Annotated in this window: 20 protein-coding genes; 11 read left to right on the top strand and 9 right to left on the bottom strand. The window is 44.3% G+C overall.

Annotated features, from left to right (window positions below; translation table 11 throughout):
* The first annotated feature begins 27 nt into the window (after positions 1-27).
* The gene (locus L0991_20925; GenBank protein XGB64491.1) at positions 28-1,023 is read left to right on the top strand and encodes an AraC family transcriptional regulator; all 996 of its coding nucleotides are present in this window, start codon (positions 28-30) and stop codon (positions 1,021-1,023) included.
* Positions 1,024-1,076: 53 nt separating this feature from the next.
* On the opposite strand, the gene L0991_20920 is transcribed toward L0991_20925, so the two are convergent.
* Together L0991_20920 and L0991_20915 are read right to left on the bottom strand one after the other, a co-directional pair.
* Entirely contained in the window at positions 1,077-1,730 is a 654-nt protein-coding gene (locus L0991_20920; GenBank protein XGB64490.1) for a cupin domain-containing protein, read from the bottom strand.
* Between the two features lie 170 nt (positions 1,731-1,900).
* Complete coding sequence (locus L0991_20915; protein XGB64489.1) at positions 1,901-2,668, bottom strand: SDR family oxidoreductase; 768 nt, start codon at positions 2,666-2,668, stop codon at positions 1,901-1,903.
* A 105-nt stretch (positions 2,669-2,773) separates the two neighbouring features.
* On the opposite strand from L0991_20915, the gene L0991_20910 reads away from it, so the two are divergent.
* Positions 2,774-3,112 (top strand): helix-turn-helix transcriptional regulator, encoded by a 339-nt coding sequence (locus tag L0991_20910; GenBank protein XGB64488.1) that lies wholly within the window; start codon positions 2,774-2,776, stop codon positions 3,110-3,112.
* A 49-nt stretch (positions 3,113-3,161) separates the two neighbouring features.
* Here the strand turns inward: L0991_20910 and L0991_20905 are convergent, their stop codons facing one another.
* Positions 3,162-4,067, bottom strand: a complete 906-nt coding sequence (locus L0991_20905; protein ID XGB64487.1) for a LysR family transcriptional regulator — start codon at positions 4,065-4,067, stop codon at positions 3,162-3,164.
* Positions 4,068-4,292: 225 nt separating this feature from the next.
* Here L0991_20905 and L0991_20900 point away from each other — a divergent pair, with 225 nt between their 5' ends.
* Positions 4,293-5,012 (top strand): SDR family oxidoreductase, encoded by a 720-nt coding sequence (locus L0991_20900; GenBank protein ID XGB64486.1) that lies wholly within the window; start codon positions 4,293-4,295, stop codon positions 5,010-5,012.
* A gap of 117 nt (positions 5,013-5,129) precedes the next feature.
* Here the strand turns inward: L0991_20900 and L0991_20895 are convergent, their stop codons facing one another.
* Both L0991_20895 and ompW read right to left on the bottom strand, forming a co-directional pair.
* On the bottom strand, positions 5,130-6,941 hold the full coding sequence (locus tag L0991_20895; protein ID XGB64485.1) for a choice-of-anchor I family protein: 1,812 nt from the start codon (positions 6,939-6,941) through the stop codon (positions 5,130-5,132).
* Positions 6,942-7,133: 192 nt separating this feature from the next.
* A complete protein-coding gene (gene ompW / locus L0991_20890) occupies positions 7,134-7,775 on the bottom strand; it encodes an outer membrane protein OmpW (protein ID XGB64484.1) in 642 nt (213 codons plus the stop codon).
* Positions 7,776-8,174: 399 nt separating this feature from the next.
* On the opposite strand from ompW, the gene glgC reads away from it, so the two are divergent.
* Entirely contained in the window at positions 8,175-9,395 is a 1,221-nt protein-coding gene (gene glgC, locus L0991_20885) for a glucose-1-phosphate adenylyltransferase (protein ID XGB64483.1), read from the top strand.
* 106 nt (positions 9,396-9,501) lie between these two features.
* Here the strand turns inward: glgC and L0991_20880 are convergent, their stop codons facing one another.
* The gene (locus tag L0991_20880; GenBank protein ID XGB64482.1) at positions 9,502-10,932 is read right to left on the bottom strand and encodes an AbgT family transporter; all 1,431 of its coding nucleotides are present in this window, start codon (positions 10,930-10,932) and stop codon (positions 9,502-9,504) included.
* Between the two features lie 408 nt (positions 10,933-11,340).
* Complete coding sequence (locus L0991_20875) at positions 11,341-11,925, bottom strand: hypothetical protein (GenBank protein XGB64481.1); 585 nt, start codon at positions 11,923-11,925, stop codon at positions 11,341-11,343.
* Between the two features lie 246 nt (positions 11,926-12,171).
* Between L0991_20875 and L0991_20870 the strand changes: the two genes are divergently transcribed.
* The 7 genes from L0991_20870 (at position 12,172) to L0991_20840 (ending at position 15,513) form a co-directional block, all read left to right on the top strand.
* Positions 12,172-12,519 (top strand): hypothetical protein, encoded by a 348-nt coding sequence (locus tag L0991_20870; GenBank protein ID XGB64480.1) that lies wholly within the window; start codon positions 12,172-12,174, stop codon positions 12,517-12,519.
* 22 nt (positions 12,520-12,541) lie between these two features.
* Positions 12,542-13,027 (top strand): hypothetical protein, encoded by a 486-nt coding sequence (locus L0991_20865; protein XGB64479.1) that lies wholly within the window; start codon positions 12,542-12,544, stop codon positions 13,025-13,027.
* A gap of 3 nt (positions 13,028-13,030) precedes the next feature.
* Complete coding sequence (locus L0991_20860) at positions 13,031-13,525, top strand: hypothetical protein (protein ID XGB64478.1); 495 nt, start codon at positions 13,031-13,033, stop codon at positions 13,523-13,525.
* 59 nt (positions 13,526-13,584) lie between these two features.
* Positions 13,585-13,992 carry a hypothetical protein gene (locus L0991_20855; GenBank protein XGB64477.1) on the top strand — a complete coding sequence of 136 codons (408 nt, stop codon included), beginning with the start codon at positions 13,585-13,587 and terminating at the stop codon, positions 13,990-13,992.
* 1 nt (position 13,993) lies between these two features.
* On the top strand, positions 13,994-14,461 hold the full coding sequence (locus L0991_20850; GenBank protein ID XGB64476.1) for a hypothetical protein: 468 nt from the start codon (positions 13,994-13,996) through the stop codon (positions 14,459-14,461).
* A 318-nt stretch (positions 14,462-14,779) separates the two neighbouring features.
* Positions 14,780-15,136 (top strand): ribosome-associated translation inhibitor RaiA, encoded by a 357-nt coding sequence (raiA, locus tag L0991_20845; protein ID XGB64475.1) that lies wholly within the window; start codon positions 14,780-14,782, stop codon positions 15,134-15,136.
* 221 nt (positions 15,137-15,357) lie between these two features.
* The gene (locus L0991_20840) at positions 15,358-15,513 is read left to right on the top strand and encodes a DUF3012 domain-containing protein (protein XGB64474.1); all 156 of its coding nucleotides are present in this window, start codon (positions 15,358-15,360) and stop codon (positions 15,511-15,513) included.
* Positions 15,514-15,644: 131 nt separating this feature from the next.
* On the opposite strand, the gene ycjG is transcribed toward L0991_20840, so the two are convergent.
* Both ycjG and L0991_20830 read right to left on the bottom strand, forming a co-directional pair.
* Entirely contained in the window at positions 15,645-16,631 is a 987-nt protein-coding gene (gene ycjG / locus L0991_20835; GenBank protein ID XGB64473.1) for an L-Ala-D/L-Glu epimerase, read from the bottom strand.
* A gap of 57 nt (positions 16,632-16,688) precedes the next feature.
* Positions 16,689-17,696: a DUF1611 domain-containing protein gene (locus tag L0991_20830; GenBank protein XGB64472.1), complete on the bottom strand. Its 1,008-nt coding sequence runs from the start codon at positions 17,694-17,696 to the stop codon at positions 16,689-16,691.
* Positions 17,697-17,725: the final 29 nt, after the last annotated feature.

The raw sequence follows: 17,725 nt of genomic DNA, 5'->3' as shown, positions 1-17,725 counted from the left end.
AAGTCAGAGCGCTTTAAAAAGGTCATTATGAAACGAGCGAAGAAATTCACTTTTTCTCCAAGTTGGAAGTTATTACTCAGTGATATGGGCATTGATCCGCTCGCAGTACTAAAACATGCAAAGCTACCTGACGATCTGTTTAGTAGGCAGCATTTCACCTTGACCCCAAATGAATACTACCGACTCTGGGAGGGTATTGAGGCTGCATCTGGTGAAAAAGAAGCACCGCTGTTACTGGCGAAACACATGACAGTGGAAGCGTTTGATCCTCCAATTTTTGCTAGTATTTGTAGTCCAGATTTGAATACCGCACTACAACGCCTTAGCCAGTACAAACCTCTTATTGGCCCAATGATGTCGGACGTCGAAGTTAATTCAAAGCACACGAGTATCACCGTCAACTGTTATGGATACGATGCGGAAATCCCCAAATACCTTGGTGTCTCTGAGTTAATCTTCTTTACCCAACTAGCACGATTAGCAACCAGAGAAAACATCAAACCCATTGCCATTGAATTGCCACTGCTGCCTAACAACCTAGAAGATTATAAAGCGTATTTTGGTTGCGAGCTTACACACAGTGAACGGATAAAAATTACCTTTAGTGCTAAAGACGCTGCTTTGCCCTTCTTAACCAAGAATATCTCTATGTGGGCGTTCTTCGAAGAATCACTTAATAAAAAGCTGGTTGATTTGGATTCAGAAGCTTCGACATCTGAGCGAGTAAAAGCCGCTCTGTTGGAGTCACTACCAAGTGGTGAAAGTTCAATTGAAGGTATCGCGAGTAAGCTTGCAATGAGTAAGCGTACCCTACAAAGAAAGCTTACCCATGAAGCAGAGAGCTTTCAAAACCTACTGCAAGAAGTGAGAGGAGAATTAGCCGATCACTATTTGGAAAAGTCGACACTGTCCTTGGGCGAGATATCCTTCTTACTGGGGTTCAAAGAAGCGAACTCGTTTATACGTGCGTACAGTAATTGGAAAGGGATATCGCCGGGTATCTACAGAGAACAAGTTCATTAATTTGTTCTCTGAGATTTATTCCAAACCAAACAATAGCTCAGTTATGGGGCGAGCTAGTCGATCGGCAAGTGACCCGTTTTCACTAAAATGACCGTCTCTTCTTCCACATAAGGGAAATGCTCACTCATGTGAGGGCTGCGCATCCAAGTATGCTTCGGGTACACACCATGTTCATCTTTAAAGGTGCCCGACAACACAAAGATCTCTTCACCGCCGAAGTGACGATGTGGCTGAAAGCGTTCACCGACAGGCCACTTCACTAAAGCGACATGTTCATGCTCAAACTCATGCAGTGGCATCACCTGTAACCCGCCAATACCCGGTAGCCATTCCGTTTCTAGCGTATTGATTCGAACTTGAGTTAAGTCTCTAGCATCAAACTGATTTAGCTTAACTAAGATCGTGCAACCCTCTTTGCTCGATGGAGAGTGCGCGCTGCCAGGTGGGTTGCGAATGTAAGTGCCTGCTGGGAAATCGCCAGTTTCATCAGAGAACACACCGTCCAACACGAAGATCTCCTCTCCTTGCGGATGTGGGTGTTCAGAAAACGAAGATTGAGGATCGTATTTCACCATACTAGTCGTGTGACCCGATTCTTTCTCTTCTCTTTCTAGGGGCTTACGCCATACCCCTTTGGCAGGGCTTGCAACCCAATCTAGTTTATCGGTTTCGATAACCAGTCTCTTTGAAAAGTCCATGTTGAACATAATGACGACCTTACTCTAAGTATTGTTTTAATTATTATTGTCTTGCTAATATCTATTCTACGCGAATAACGAGCGAGGGAGAGACTTCGCTGTTAGCTGCTAATTCTTAATTGCTAATTGATAATTGCTAACGAAGCCCCCCCCCCCCCCATATTGAAAGCTCGGCTTGATTAATTGCGGCCCGCGATCACACCACCATCAACATCCCAGATTGCGCCCGTTACCCAATCGGCACTGTCTGATAGCAAGAAAGAGATGCTGTTTGCGATGTCTTTAGGTTGGCCCACTCGACCAATTGGGTGGAAAGCATTGAAGCCTTCTAGCGCTTGGTCCACCTCTTCTGGCTTAATGAATGATTCGTAGATCGGCGTTTTAACGACAGCTGGAGAAACCGCATTCACACGAATATTGTGGTCCGCCAATTCCATTGCCATGTGCTGTGTTAAAGCGTGTAGCCCAGCTTTTGCCATTGAATACGCAGAAGATGGCGTCGCTTTGATCGCTTGTTTCGCCCACATAGAGCCTACATTTACCACGTTACCGCCACCGTTTTTGATCATCAACTTGCTGACAGCTTGAGTGATGAAGAAAGTCGCTTTGTTGAGCTGCATGTATTGCTCGTAATCCGACTCTTGATGATCGACAAACGCTTTAGGGTTAAAGTAGCCAGCCGCATTAACAAGGTAACCAATACCCTCTTCAATAGACTCTAAATGCGCAATAAGATTCGCTACACTTGCATCATCATAAAGATTAGCTTGCCATCCAGTCGCGTGGCCTAACGACTGAAGTTCTGATACTGCTTTATCTAACTTAGCTGGGTTATTGCCGACAACCAGCACATGGATATTTTGAGCGACTAACTGCTTCGCTGTTTCAAAGCCCATACCACTTGTGCCACCGATTACTACTGCAATACCATTTTTAGTGAAGTTCATTTTGTTATCTCCTAAGTCATGTGAACGTGGTAATCTTAGGCTTTGAACTAACACTATGAATAGTAAGTACAAATCGGTTAGGTAGGTACTTATTGGTACATCTTTATGAAAAATCAGGAAAACTTTTTTTCAAGAAAATCAGCACCAGAGCGCTCTGCTCGCATGGTAGAGACCATCTACGGTTGTAAATGGTCGCTCACGGTTTACCAACTACTGGCAAATGGCATCAATCGTCCCGGTGAAATGGTACGCTCGGTCGAAGGGTTATCGACCAAGGTCTTGAATGAATGTTTAAAGCGAAATGTAGAGTTCGGGATTCTAGATAAGCAAATGTTCAACGAACTGCCACCAAGAGTTGAGTACCAAGTCACTCCATTTGGTGAGAAATTCCTACTGGTTCTAGATCAGCTAGAAAGCCTACAAAACGAAATCGACGAAATGTAAGTCGAAGCCAGCCTAACTATTGTCAAAAGACGGAAGACAGCTAACATACCTAGCTCACTGGCATTTGTTCAAAGCGACTTTTCACAAAATCAATAAAGGTTCTAATCCGGCTTGGTTGATAGCGGTCTCGATGGTAGATCGCTGAAAAGTCCACTTTAGGCACCACCCAGTCATCAAATACCTGCACTAATTGCCCATCATTCAGTTCTTGCAAGCAATAGATGGTTGGCACACGAATAATCCCGTTACCCGACTTCGCACCTTGTACTAGCACTCGACCATTTTTGCATTGCAACTTTCCTGTCACATGTACATCGAGCGTTTTCTTAGTGTCATCGAGCGCTTGAAAACTCCATTTACGCACCGAACCGGTTAAGCAGTCATGATGGATCAACTCTTTAGGGTGGTTAGGCTTTCCTTTACGAGCAAAATACTCAGGGCTCGCGAGCGTTCCCATCTCTATATCCAATAACTTCCTTGCAATAAAGCCCGCGTCTTCAAGGCTTCCCATACGAAAAGCGATATCGAATGCATCTTCAATCAAATCAACTCGGTTACTACTGAAATCCAGGCTTATGCTGATGTCTGGGTAGAGCTGCATAAACTCATTGACCAGATCAGCAATGATCACCTCCCCCAAATAACCACCGACACAGTTGACTTTGATGTCACCGCGTACTTCTTCGACATCGTCGACGGCCGCAATCAGCGCTTGGTCTATATTATCTAGAGCTTGTTCACATCTCGTGTACAGATCTTGCCCTGCATGGGTCAGCCTTAGGGTTCGAGTGGTGCGAATAAACAATGTCACACCCATCTGCTTTTCTAAGCTACTCACCTGACGTGATACATGGGAACGTGACACATCGAGCTCCTCAGCGGCTTTAGTAAAATTGCCCAATCGAGCAATAAGCACAAAGGAACGAATATCAGACAGGTTAATTTGATTGAGCATAGCCGCCAACTTACTTGTGAAATTAAAAGAGATGAAGCAATAAGGTGAACACCCTAATTGTTGCACTACAGCAACAGTGTTTCAAGTAAAGCGCTATATATCAACAATGCTATTTTCCTTAATATACCTCCATCGCAACGAAGCAAGGCAACAAGCACTTGATTCGAAAGCACTTAAACAATACGTCGTAGCCAACCGACGCAATAAAAGTACAGAGGAAATAAAATGAAAAAACTAATCGTAATTACAGGTGCAAGCTCTGGTATTGGTGAAGCAATCGCTCGTCGTCTTAGCGATGAAGGTCACCCTCTGCTACTTCTAGCTCGTCGTATTGATCGCCTTGAAGCGCTAAACCTACCAAACTCTCTAGCAGTAAAAGTAGATGTGACTGACCAAGCATCATTCGAAGCTGCGATTGCACAAGGTGAAGAGAAATTCGGCCCTGTTGATGCGCTAATCAACAATGCTGGCGCAATGCTTCTAGGCCAAATTGATACGCAAGACGCATCTGAGTGGAAACGTATGTTCGATGTGAACGTAATCGGTCTTCTAAACGGCATGCAAGCTGTTCTAGCGCCAATGAAAGAACGTAACAGCGGCACAATCATCAACATCAGTTCAATTGCGGGTAAGAAAACATTCCCTAACCACGCAGCTTACTGTGGTACTAAGTTCGCTGTACACGCTATCTCTGAAAACGTACGTGAAGAAGTAGCTGCAGCTAACGTTCGTGTAACAACAATTGCACCAGGTGCGGTAGAAACTGAACTTCTTTCTCACACAACATCTCAAGAAATTAAAGATGGTTACGGTGAGTGGAAAGAGCAAATGGGTGGCGTACTAGCAGCTGACGACATTGCTCGCGCAGTATCATTCGCTTACCAGCAACCACAAAACGTATGTATCCGTGAAATCGCTCTAGCACCAACTAAGCAAGAGCCATAGGACTTATCTATCGCTAATGAGTCAGCGGTAAAATAAGCCAAAAACTAAAATCGCCACTACTTACCCAGTAGTGGCGATTTTGTTTTGATTCAATCTAATTGCTAGCAGTAAGCGAGGTTAGAACTCAACGCGATAAACTGATGTACTGCCGCTTACTTCATTGCCAACCGCAATAAAGTGGTTACCAGAACGAGTGAAATACTTGATTGATTCTGGACCTAAGTCACCGGCTTTCGAGTTGTAAGTATCATTGTCACAATCGCCGTCTTCATCAATCTTAGTGCACACTGGCTGAGTAAAATCACGATTATTGAGATAGCTGATGAAGCTTGCGTTCTTAGGCTGCGTTACATCGTAAACCATGATGCCACCTTGGCGTTCAAGGCCGATAAAGGCATAGTGCTTACCGTTAATCTCAGCCACTTCGATAGCTTCAGGCTCCACCCCTTTATCATCGCTGCGATCATCACCACTCTGATTGTTATCATTGGTGCTGTTGAAGTTTGCAGGATCTTGCTCAAGCACGATTCGAGCAAAGTCATCACCACTATCAAACACTAATTCGCCTGAGTCATTCCAGATAGAGAAAGAGCGGCTACCGAATGCTTGAACCTTTTGGTCAGCAGCAAGCGTGCCTTGTGGCTTGATCACTTTAAGACGTGCAAGCTGCTTATTGTCTTTTAATGCACCTGCCAATGGGTGGTTAGCGTCAACATCTAACTTTTTGCCACGCACTTCATCAACATAAGCGATACAAAAGTCTTTCTCTGTGGTGTAGTTTTCGGTGCCTTGATAATCATCACCATCCCACTCGAAACCCTTATCATCACATACTTTTTGCGTCGTCTTGATGCCATACTCGCGGCCGTCACCTTCGTTCGCCGTCACGATGTAGGTATTGCCATCGACACTGTAGCTAGTGATGCTGTCTGGCATGTAAAGCCCTTCTAACATCGCGTAGCTTTGTAGGTTGCCAATATTTTTGTCTTTATTCGACGCATCCAATTGCGCGCTATCCCAAGGTTTACCACCTAAACCAAGAATCGCATCCACCTCTGCAGTTGCGACATCAATCGCTGCTAGTGCGTTGTTCTCTTGGAGGGCAACGTAGAGTTTGCCGTTGTCAGCAAACGTTAGATATTCAGGCTCTAAGTCTTGAGCAACGGTCGCATTCGGTGCTGAAATTCGAACCTTGTCGGTCAGTTCTTTGTGACGAGACTGACCTTGATTAAATGCCTTGAAATCAATCTGAGTGACCTTCGCTTGCATCGGGCCATTCGCTAAATCCACCAATGTCACCGAGCCTTCAGGGTCAATGGTGTAATCCGAGTTCGGCTCACCTTCATTTGCTGAAGCAATGTAACGACCATCTTTAGAAAAGCTCACCATGTCTGGCAGCGCGCCCGTCGTGTACGTGGTGATTAACTCTAAAGTATCTGAACGATACAAAGCAATAATGCCATTTTGTTGTTTGTCGGCGTTTTCGATCGCAACAGCAACTAATCCTTGATGTGTCGAGACGCTATTTGCAGCACCGATATTGATACCAGAAGCTAACGCGGCAGATTGAAGATCAATAGAGCTTTCCGAGTTTGGCGAGCTATCAGCATTCATCGATAGCACATCGACTTTCTTTGCTTGAGCATTTACGACATACAATTTATCGGTACATGAATCGTAACTGACAATTTCTGCTGCAGAAGTTGCGAAAGGAGCGTCGGCAATAGAACTGCCAACCAAAGTAAGTCCGGTAACCTCAGCATCGTTTGCAATTGGCTGTTGGCTGGATTGGCATTGGAGGCTCAAAGCATCAAGTGAGGTTTGAGAGAGTGTACTAGCCGTAGATGATGTTGACTGAGAACATCCAGCAAGAGCAGAACTCACTGCGATAGGTAGTAATAAAGTCAGCTTATTGATTTTGCGATTCATATATCCTCCATAATTTGAATCGCGATTTTATGAGGTAGTTATGACAGCTATCTTTCTATTTTATTAATAATAGATGACGACAATAGGTCTACTTTACCCATAACAACAAGGCGTTACAGTGACTAATTCATTAACAAAAAAAGGCGCACAAGCTGGCTGGTGCTTGAGCGCCTTCGTAAACTGAATCGTAGATTAGAAGTTGTAACCACCACCGATCATGAATACCCATGGGTCGATATCAACGTCAGTTTTAAATGTATCTGTCGCAGTCTTGTATGTTGCCGTTGTTCCAATATCTGCGTACCAAACCGATGCATTTAGGAACCAGTCCTCATTGATCATGTAGTCCATACCAATGTTTGCAGCCAAACCCCAAGAGTCATCTAAAGACACATCTGTTAGACCAGCGTTTTTGCCGTTAGCATTCAAACCTTCATCAAAGAATACGGTGTAGTTAAGGCCAGCACCTACATATGGGCGGAAGTCACTGTTCGCTTCACCGAAGTAGTATTGAACCATGAACGTTGGTGGAAGGTGTTTAGTATCAGCAATTTTCCCTAAACCGTTAACAGAAATGCTGTGAGAAAATGGGCTTGCTGCTAACACTTCAAAGCTGATGTTGTCAGTGAACATATAACCGAAAGTCAGACCAAGCTGAGTATCAGAATCAACTGAGAATTCTAGGTCAGGGTTATTAAGTACAGCGTCGCTGCTGTCGTTTGGAGATACTGTTGCTGCACCTGCACGGATGATGAAATCACCTTCTTTATGAGCAAGAACATTCGTTGACATAAGAGCCGCAATAACCGCAATACCACATACTGTTTTTTTCATTATTATTTCCTTTGAGGGCTTCATTTTATTGGTGAATGAGTAATCATTTCTTATTTTGCGTGCAAAATATCACAGAATAACCCTACTTTATTGATGGAAATCAATTTGTGAAAAGTTGCAACTATTTATGTAAATTTATATCGACCCGATCACTTTATTCCTTCATTTTATTGACAGTTTTGTAATGCAACTTTCCCGTGCGTCATTTTGTTTAATCCAACCCCGTCGACTTGTTCTAATGAGTCTGAATCAAAATAGAGCAAGCTAAGATTCTAAATGCATCAATGTGGTGCAACAGGATGGAAATCTTTATCCCCTCTTTTAATATTCAATGGGTTACATTTGGCTTAGTGCTTGCAGGACCTTAAACATAATCATAAATACATTGAGGTTCTGACTATGCAAGACACTCTAACAATCGTTCTGGCCGGCGGTGTTGGCTCTCGGCTTTCTCCTCTCACTGATAACCGCGCAAAACCTGCGGTGCCTTTTGGTGGCAAATATCGAATCATCGATTTCACGCTCGCGAACTGCCTGCACTCTGGGCTTCGCCAAATCCTTGTGCTAACTCAGTACAAGTCTCACTCTTTGCAGAAACACTTACGTGATGGTTGGTCGGTGCTTAACCCCGAGCTCGGCGAATACATCACTAATGTGCCACCACAAATGCGCACGGGAGATAGTTGGTATAGCGGCACTGCTGACGCGATTTATCAAAACTTATATTTGCTGTCGCGCAGTGAAGCCAAGCATGTGGTGGTGTTATCCGGCGATCATATCTACCGGATGGATTACGCTCCAATGCTCAAGCAACATAAGCAGAATGAAGCTGACTTAACGGTAGCCTGCATGGAGGTGTCGATAGATGAAGCCAAAGAGTTTGGTGTGATGGAGATCGACGAGTCTCATCAGATTAATAACTTTACCGAAAAACCGCGTTACCCCGCGAGCGTACCCGGTAGACCAACGCGAAGTATGGCTTCTATGGGGATTTACATCTTCGACAAAGAAGTACTGACACAAACATTATTAGCAGACGCTGAAGACCCAGATTCAAGCCATGATTTTGGTAAAGACATCATTCCTAAGCTAGTCGAGAATAACAGTGTTTACGCCTATAAATTTGGCGACGAAGAGGGGCGCGTAACCCAGGATGCCTATTGGAGAGACGTGGGTACCATCGACTCTTATTACCAATCGAACATGGATTTGCTAAAGCCCACTTCGCCAATCGATTTGTATCAGCCGGATTGGGCAATTCGTACCTATGAACCGCAACTACCACCAGCACGCACCATTGCTTCGGTAGAGGGAAATCAAGGGATATTCATCAACTCGATGATTGCTAATGGTGTAGTGATAGAGGGAGGCTCCGCGCAAAACTCTATCTTCTTCCCGAAGGTAAAAGTGAGCAACGCGGCAATCGTGATTGATAGTATCTTGTTTGAAGATGTTGAGATTGGACGAAACTGCCACATTCAAAACTGCATCATAGATAAGAACGTGAAAGTACCAGATGGAACCCAAATTGGTCTTGATAGCCTTGCAGACGCCAAGCGTTTCCACATTTCGAAACAAGGTGTCATCGTCGTACCCTCCTCTTATCAGTTTGAAGAGTAATGCTCTATCTCGGGTAACTTCAACTCGAACGAAAAAGGCAGCGAATTCGCTGCCTTTATAGTTATTGGATTGTTTCAAGCAAAGCTATCCGACTAAAGCACGAGCCTTAGAATGGACCTAACTCAATCATTTGAGCAATCACGACTGAAATCAGAGCGCCTACCGACCAGAACAAGAATAGTGGTAAGAAGAAACCTACCCACTTGCCATAAGGTACTTTGGCAATCGCTAGTACCGCCAGCAAACCACCGTTGGTTGGATAAATGTAATTCGAGATACCGTCACCCAATTGAGATGCCAACGCCGCAACTTGACGAGTCACTTCGCCAATGTCTGCCAATGGAATGATAATTGGCATGGTGATCACCGCTTGACCACTACCCGACGGGATAAACAGATTAATCGCCGCTTGTGAGAAGTAGATACCTGCCGCCGCAACAAGCTTAGAGCTGCCTGAAATGATCTGCGCAAGATAGTAGATGATCGAGTCGACAATCTTCGCGTCTTCCATAATGGTCAACACCGAACGCGCAAAGAAGATGATCAATACAGCGACCAATACATCGCTGACACCTTTGGTCCAATATTCACAAATCTTGTTTGGAGACAGTCCCGCCACTAAGCCCGGAATGATCGCCATTGCCACAAACGCACCTGCGATCTCAGTAAAGCCAAAGCCCATAGTCAGGGTACCGAAGATCATATACGCGAATACGCCCAAGAACGCGATACCCGCTAGCTTCTCACGCAGAGTTAGAGTCTTCGCTTCAACATTCGATTCGTAATGGTAGCCTGTGCCATGCAACAAACCTTTGGTTGGATCTTGTTTTACTTTTCTTGCGTAATTCAACACATACCAAGCGCCAGTCAACAGCATAAACATACCGACAATAAAGCGATACCACATGCCTGAGTACAAAGGCAGTTCAGCGATAGTATGTGCAATACCCGTGAAGAATGGGTTCGCCAACGCAGCAGCAAAACCAGCACAACTTGCCAGTAGAACAACGCCTAACGCTGTAATCGCATCGTACCCAAGCTTGATACAGATCGGGATCATCAACGAGATGAAAATAACATCCAATTCACGCATACCAGTGAAGGTCACATTGAAGAAGATCGCCGTCATGATCACTGGCGCAATCACATACAAGCCTTGTTTTTTAAGCTTAGTGGTAAGCGCGACGACCGAAGCGTCTAACAGCCCCATGTGTTTGATGATACCGAAAGCACCACCAACAAACACCACAACACCCATCACGCCTGAAGCGGATTTAAAGCCTTTAAAAAATGATTCGAAAAAAGAGGCTAATGTTGTTGGGTTGCTTGCTAACAGTGTATAGCTGTCTGGGTCGATCACCGTGCGGCCATTCATAACCACTCGTTCAAACTCGCCTGCAGGGATAAAGTAGGTTGCGATTGCTGCAACGATTACCATGATGACCAAAGAAAGAAATGGATGGTTTACTTCTTTCTCTGTCGAAGCTGTATTACCAGCTGGAGATGTAGGTACGGATGTAGATACCGTAGACGTCATATAGACTCCTTACTTGTCAGCAACCAAGCAATACTTGGCGCCAGGGGATTTTTGGAAAAACGAAACCCTTCACGCAGAACGTAGTTCGCGCTAACTAGGCTGTTTCTAAAAGGCCTTTGATAGATGGTGCTCTCAAATGTACATAGTGAAGTAGTGAGAACTACTCTCTTTGCGTCCGAGCAAAATGCAGATGTTCAGCCAAGTTAGGCCAAACTGAATGAGGTCATTACAAGCAGATAAACAGAAAACTCTGTTTGGGTAATGCGTTTTTTATCAATTACAAAGACAAGCGGCGCATACTAGCATAACGAGCGGTAAAATGTCAGAAAAGTGTGAGTTAGGTCATATTTTGGTGGGGATATAAAAAGCGCCCTGCAAACCAGAGCGCTTTTCGGAAATGGAATAAAACTACTTAGGTGCTAGCTCGTAGTTCTCTTGCATCTCATGAGGGGCAATACCGTACTCATAATCCGCTAAGTAACCGTCCTTATAAACCTTCATCCCTTTTTCATCCCAGCTCACTTTAATCACAGCTGTTTTGCCATCTTCGCTGCCCATTAGCTCAAGCATTTCAGCGTCAATCTTAATGGCTTTGATGGTTTTAATTCGCTTAAACGGTTTGAACTCAGAGGTCGACGTTGGCAGTGAACCATAGCTACTGATCCACGTCTCTTTTGGTACCAACCATTGGTTGAAAACATCATCAACAATCGCCTTAGGCATGCTTGCAATAACTACATCATCCGTCATCACGTTGTTAGTTTCTAAGCTGTAACCACCCTTTCCGTCAGAAACGTAGGTAGGGAAATCCGTGCCTATTTCAGATTCAGCAGGCAAACGCCCTAGAGTCACTGACTTTTTGACGTACAGCTCTGCAGTTTCAAATTGCTGCATGATCTCTGGAATTTTCTGAAACTCAACAGGCGCAGCAAAAGCATTAAAAGCGAAAGAAAGTGAAGCTGCAACAGCAGCCAATTTAACAGGCATTTTCATGGTAACGAATCCAAATTTAACGAAGATGTTATGGTATCCCGTACTAACAGATACCTCAATAAACTACCGCAGCCCTTATTTGTAATTGTGATATTGAGTGACGAATTCATAAACTAATCGTTTTTAAGCTCTCCAAGTTCCCTCCTCTTTTACCGTACTGTCAGCCTTATGTCAGTGGCGCAAAATGGTAAGACCCGCATTCGAACAAAACTAAAATGAGACCTCGATCATCATTTTGAGGTTCTCATGAAGGCTATGTACATCATTGCTGCCGGGCTATTGCTGAGCAGTACTTTGGCAAACGCAAACGTGCACAAATGGAAAAACACTGAATTTCAAACCTACTCGGACAAAACACAAGTCAGATTTCTATTGGTGAACCGTTATACGAAAAACGCCGACTACTACCTGAGAATTGATGACAAAGAGTTTCCGAACAAAATTCAGTTGGCTGCCAATCAAGAGATTGAGCTAGATATCAATGTAAAGACACCTGCTGGGCAAACGACCAAGAAAAAGATTTGTACCCGCATGGTGACGGACTCTCCGAACAGCTACGAAGTGTGCACCAACCTTAAATTCAAGCGCTATTAATCCAATTCAGACGGTAATGATAATGAACAACATCACTACAACGCTGCGCAGAGCTTTATTGACTGTCGTAGCACTGGCTATCGCTTCATTGAGCAGCATTGCTCTAACGCTACCCGTTTATGCGAACCCGATACCGAGTGTATCTAACCCTTCAGGAACCGACCGAGTTCGTACATCTGAGGGGGCTTCTTGCGAACAAGCGATTTCTACGGGCAAAACCGTTCAGTTCGGAACCTATGGCTCAACAGGTAATGAAGATAGCGATAGCTATTACAACAATTATTACTACCAAAATCAGGATGAGGCTGGTGTATACGCCGCTGTCACATTTCAGTTTGGTGGTGAGGAACGAGTTGACTGTCGTCGACTGTACGAGTTCGAGCTGCGTGAGCGAGAACGTTTAGAAGAGCTGGCTCAAGCGGAACATGAGCTCAAGCTATTACAAATCGAAGCAGAGAAATATCGTCTGCTGAAGATGAAACAAAGCAATACCACTTTTTCGGAGTAAAAAATGCTTAATAAAAAACCATTACTTGGCTTAGCAGCCATATCTATTTTTACCACTGGATCGGCATTTGCTCAGACTCCTGGTCATGAAGATGACCAAACCGGAGATGTCATTTTCTCTGCATCGGTAGAGTCTCAATGCGGTATCGAAGCTACCGAAGATAAAGCGAACCTAGCGTTTGGAGAAAATTACAATGACTCTCATGCAACCGTGAAACTGGTAAGCAACAAGGACGGAGTTAAAGTTCGAGCAGAAGAAGTAAAAATAGAGTCTTTTGACGGACAAATTCAAAAGAGTGATGTCTTCTTTCAATCAACGGGTACCACAGAGCTCGATCAATCAGCTATCGGGTGGGAATCTGGTGTCGACATCACTCGTGATCAAATTCGAGAAGACAACAATTTGAATCTATACGCGCGAGTTGCGGTTGATGAAAGTAACCTCGATGCAAATGATGACTATGAAGTAGAAACAAAATGGAAGATTGAGTGTAACTAACCATCATCTCTCCCACAGAAAGCCCTCTAATCAAGAGGGCTTACTGACTCAGAGGCTTTATGAAAACCTTACTATTATTCTTATCGATCTTATTTATCGCGCCCTACGCTGTGAGCACCGGCTTCGATAGACAAGAAGTCGAGCAGTTCAATCAAATATGTGTTGATGGTTCAGAGAATCATGAGCGTCGAATTTTTGATGCACTTTCAAATTCAGAATACATCGACTGGTCGAGTATCGAACTCATCGACACTGAAAGTCGTGTTAACTACACCGATACCACCGCTGCGGTAAAACAAGCCGATCGTGTCACTTGTGACCTGATTGTTGAGTACAAATATCACCATACCGATATCGTACTGAGCTCGAGTTATCAGGTATCCCTCAAAGACAAACAAACCATCAGTAATGTGGCAGTTACTGAACAAGCGGTCACGGATTTTATAGTCCGCGTTATGGTGAACTAACATGCTACGCTTTATCGTCGCGTTTATTTTACTGAGCCTCTCTAGCTGCACGTTTGCATCCAATAAACACTCTACATTGAGCTTTAAGAAACACGTGAGAGAGCGCTGCGGGCTAGAGGTGATTAATAACCTAGGTGAGATGAGCTTTGGACAAGACTACGATGGCCGAGCGATAACACTAAAGCTGGAATCCAATAGAAAAGATTCACGATTATTGCTCAAGTTGCAGCACATTGACCTAGGCTCAATCGATGAGTCTCGCATTTCAGAACTTGTAAGGTTCAAAGTAGAAACGCCCGTTCGGTACGAAGGGGACATAAATTACTGGCGTCAAGGCGTAGAATTTCCGAGTGAACAGCTCTCGTCCAATAACGAAGTTTCAATTATGGCGCGTATTACCATCCCAGAGTCGCAGCTGACCGCAGGTGAGTTTCACTTCAATATGGAGTGGGCTGTTGAGTGTCTATAAATTAAAGTCTAGTGGTAACTTATTTATCAAAAACGAAAGAAGTTAGCCAAGTGACAAGTTCGGAATTATAAAACCGATGAAGAGTTATTCACTAGAGTGGCGCTCATAATTAGAGCAAATTATCAAGGATGGAGTATTTTTGAACATGTCTCGAAAACACGAAACATAATATGCGATCAGTTATTCGGACTTTCAAGGGAGTAAGTAGAGATTATTTGATAACACTGAAGTCAATCACACATGTGTACTTTCTCTATTGGTTAATCTATCCGATGTTTGCTACGTTTAAATGACACAGTCATTGGAAAGGTATGATTTATGAAAATAAACGTTCAAACACATCACGTATCAATTAACGACGACTCACGTAAAGACATCGAAGGTAAATTCGAAAAGATATCTAACCATTTTCCATCACTGATCAGCTGCGACATCATCATTACCAAAGAACATGGTCAACATCAGGTTGAAGTGTTCACCAACTACGAAGGTGTACGTGTAACAGCAAAAGCGACAGATGACGTTATGTACCCAGCTATTTCATCAGCTATCAAAAAGCTAGAAGCTGGCCTAAGCAACCGTAAGGGACAATTGAAAGCAGATCTACACGAGAAACCAACAAGTACCAAGCCAGAAATCGCTTCGGACATCATCCAAGAGATGAAACTGGTATAACTCCTCAAGTAGTCAAAGCTTACCGATAAAAAAGCTTATTAAGAATTTCAAAGCCAGCACATGTTGCTGGCTTTTTCGATCTTGAGAGTCAGCCAGTCACTCTCGTTACCAAATCGCTTTTCCAGCTCAGTCCATATCGCCAGTCCCTGATAGCTATGACAATCATCAGTAGTCTTTGGTAAAGTAACCCTAGATAACCTACACCAAACGGAATATTTGTTATGAAGAAAGTCGCGTTGATCCTTTTCCTAGCCACTCAATTAATGGCTTGTACAGAAGTTGGCAGTGAAGCTTGGTGTGAAGATATGAAAGAGAAGCCAAAAGGCGACTGGACAGCGAACGAAGCTGGTGACTTTGCTAAACACTGCATTTTCTAAGCGGGTTGTATTAGGCTGTTCAGAGTATCTCGTCCTAAGCCATAATTGCTCAATGATGCAAATAGAAAATCGCATAGGTTAACGCCTATGCGATTTTTGTATGGAGAGACTTCTAACTGAATAGTTCAGAACTAGAGAATGATCATTCCATCTCGATAAGTCAGTGCTGGCGACACGTCTTGACCAAGTAAAACAGGTCCATCGAGATCGACAATTTCAGATTGCACGGCGATTGGCAGCGCTGCACGCATTGCCAATGAAGTGCCAAGCATACAACCAGACATAAGAGTAAAACCAAGCCTTTGCGCTTCTTCGGCAAGTGCTAACGCTTCTGTCAGACCACCGGTTTTATCAAGCTTAATGTTAACCATTTCATACTTGCCCAATAGCGACGAAAGCTGCGACGTGGTGTGGCAACTTTCATCAGCGCACAATGGGATTGGATGCTTGATGTGCGCCAAAGAGGCATCATGCTGTTGTGGCAGAGGCTGTTCTATCATCGCGATATCAAACTCAGCCAATTGATTGAACAGCTCCTCGAGATTCAGCCCTGTCCACGCTTCATTGGCATCAAGTACAATTTTCACACCAGGCGCGGCACCTCGGACTGCACTCACACGCTCTACCACTTGCTCACCATCTAGCTTCACTTTTAAGAGTTTTGCACCATTCGCCACATAATCACGAGCTTGTGTTGCCATCGCTTCTGGTGTGCCAATCGAGACCGTCATTGCCGTAACTATGTGTGTAGGTAACTCAAACATACTATTTGGGAACATCTGCTCGTTTTGCTGCGCTTCAAAATCCCAAAGTGCACAATCGACAGCATTACGAGCAGCTCCTCCAGCCAATAAAGACTGAAGATAATCTCTTAATTCAGCCGGCTCAGTCATACCACGTTCAAAGGCCGTTTCAAGAGAGCTCGAAGCTTGTTGAATTTGCGCCAATACAGATTCGGATGACTCGCCATAACGAGGGTAAGGAGTACACTCACCTTGCGCTTGTTTACCATTGTGCTCAATGTAAACGCGAACAACATGACACTCTGTTCGGCTGCCTCGAGAGATGCGAAAAGGCGTTTGCATCGCGATAGTAATTGGTTCTGCTGTAATCTTCATAATTTCACTCGGTTGATGTTCGCTTTAACAAATGGAAACGTAGAAATGATGAAATCGTTAAAGTGAATGTCGCAAATGATCAGTAACGTGTTGTACACCCAATCGCACCGGATCCGTCACTGGTACTTGATAGGTCTCGGTCCATTCCTGGCACAATGCCTTAGCCTCTTCAATGCTAATCGCCGATGTGTTCAGGCAGATACCCACTAGTTTCGCGTCTGGATTTGTTAATCGCGCGGCTTGTAAATTTGCATCAATAGTTTGCTCTATTGTTGGCAATTTGGCATGCGGTAGATTGCGAATATGTGGGCGCCCTACTTCATGACAAAGCACTAAAGCATCAGCTTGCGCACCATGCAATAAACCCAAACTCACGCCTGCAAAAGAAGGGTTAAACAAAGAGCCCTGCCCTTCAATAATGTCCCATTCGTGGTCTGTAAAATCTGGGCTAATCGCTTCAACTGCGCCAGAGATGAAATCTGCCACCACTGCATCAATCGAAATACCGCTACCTTCGATCAATATGCCAGTCTGCCCTGTCGCTTTGAATCGAGCCGACGTCCCCGCTTCTTTTAGCGATTTTTCTATCGCCAATGCAGAAAACATCTTGCCTACCGAGCAATCGGTTCCAACAGTGAGCAGACGCTTGCCTTGGCGAAGCTTGCCATTACCAACGTTTAGAACACCATCAAAATGGCGCACATCATGAAGCTTAGTCAATCCTCGCTGCTGCATGTCAGCAAGCGGTGAAAATTCACTCAAGCGTTGGTGCATGCCCGATGCAATCTCAAATCCCATTTCTGCAGCTGCCAGTATGGTTGGTTGCCATGACTCAGGGATCACACCACCTGGATTGGCTGTACCAATAACTAGCGTTTTCGCTCCCTGCGCTTGTGCCTCTTGCAAGGTCATATCCGTCAAACCAAGAGAAACTGTCTCTTCTGTTAAGCGTAATTGGCCTAGGCAGATTTCAGGGCGCCATTGGTGAATACCACGAGCGGTTTTTGCAGCCAATGGGTCTGTAACATCCCCAAGAAAAAGAAGGTAAGGTTGAGCGATAGACATGAGCATTCCTAATTAATAAGTCCTTGTAT

Source organism: Vibrio chagasii (assembly GCA_041879415.1).
GTDB lineage: Bacteria > Pseudomonadota > Gammaproteobacteria > Enterobacterales > Vibrionaceae > Vibrio.
The sequence above is the reverse complement of the archived record's forward strand: the minus strand, read 5'-3'. Positions and strand labels throughout refer to the sequence as shown.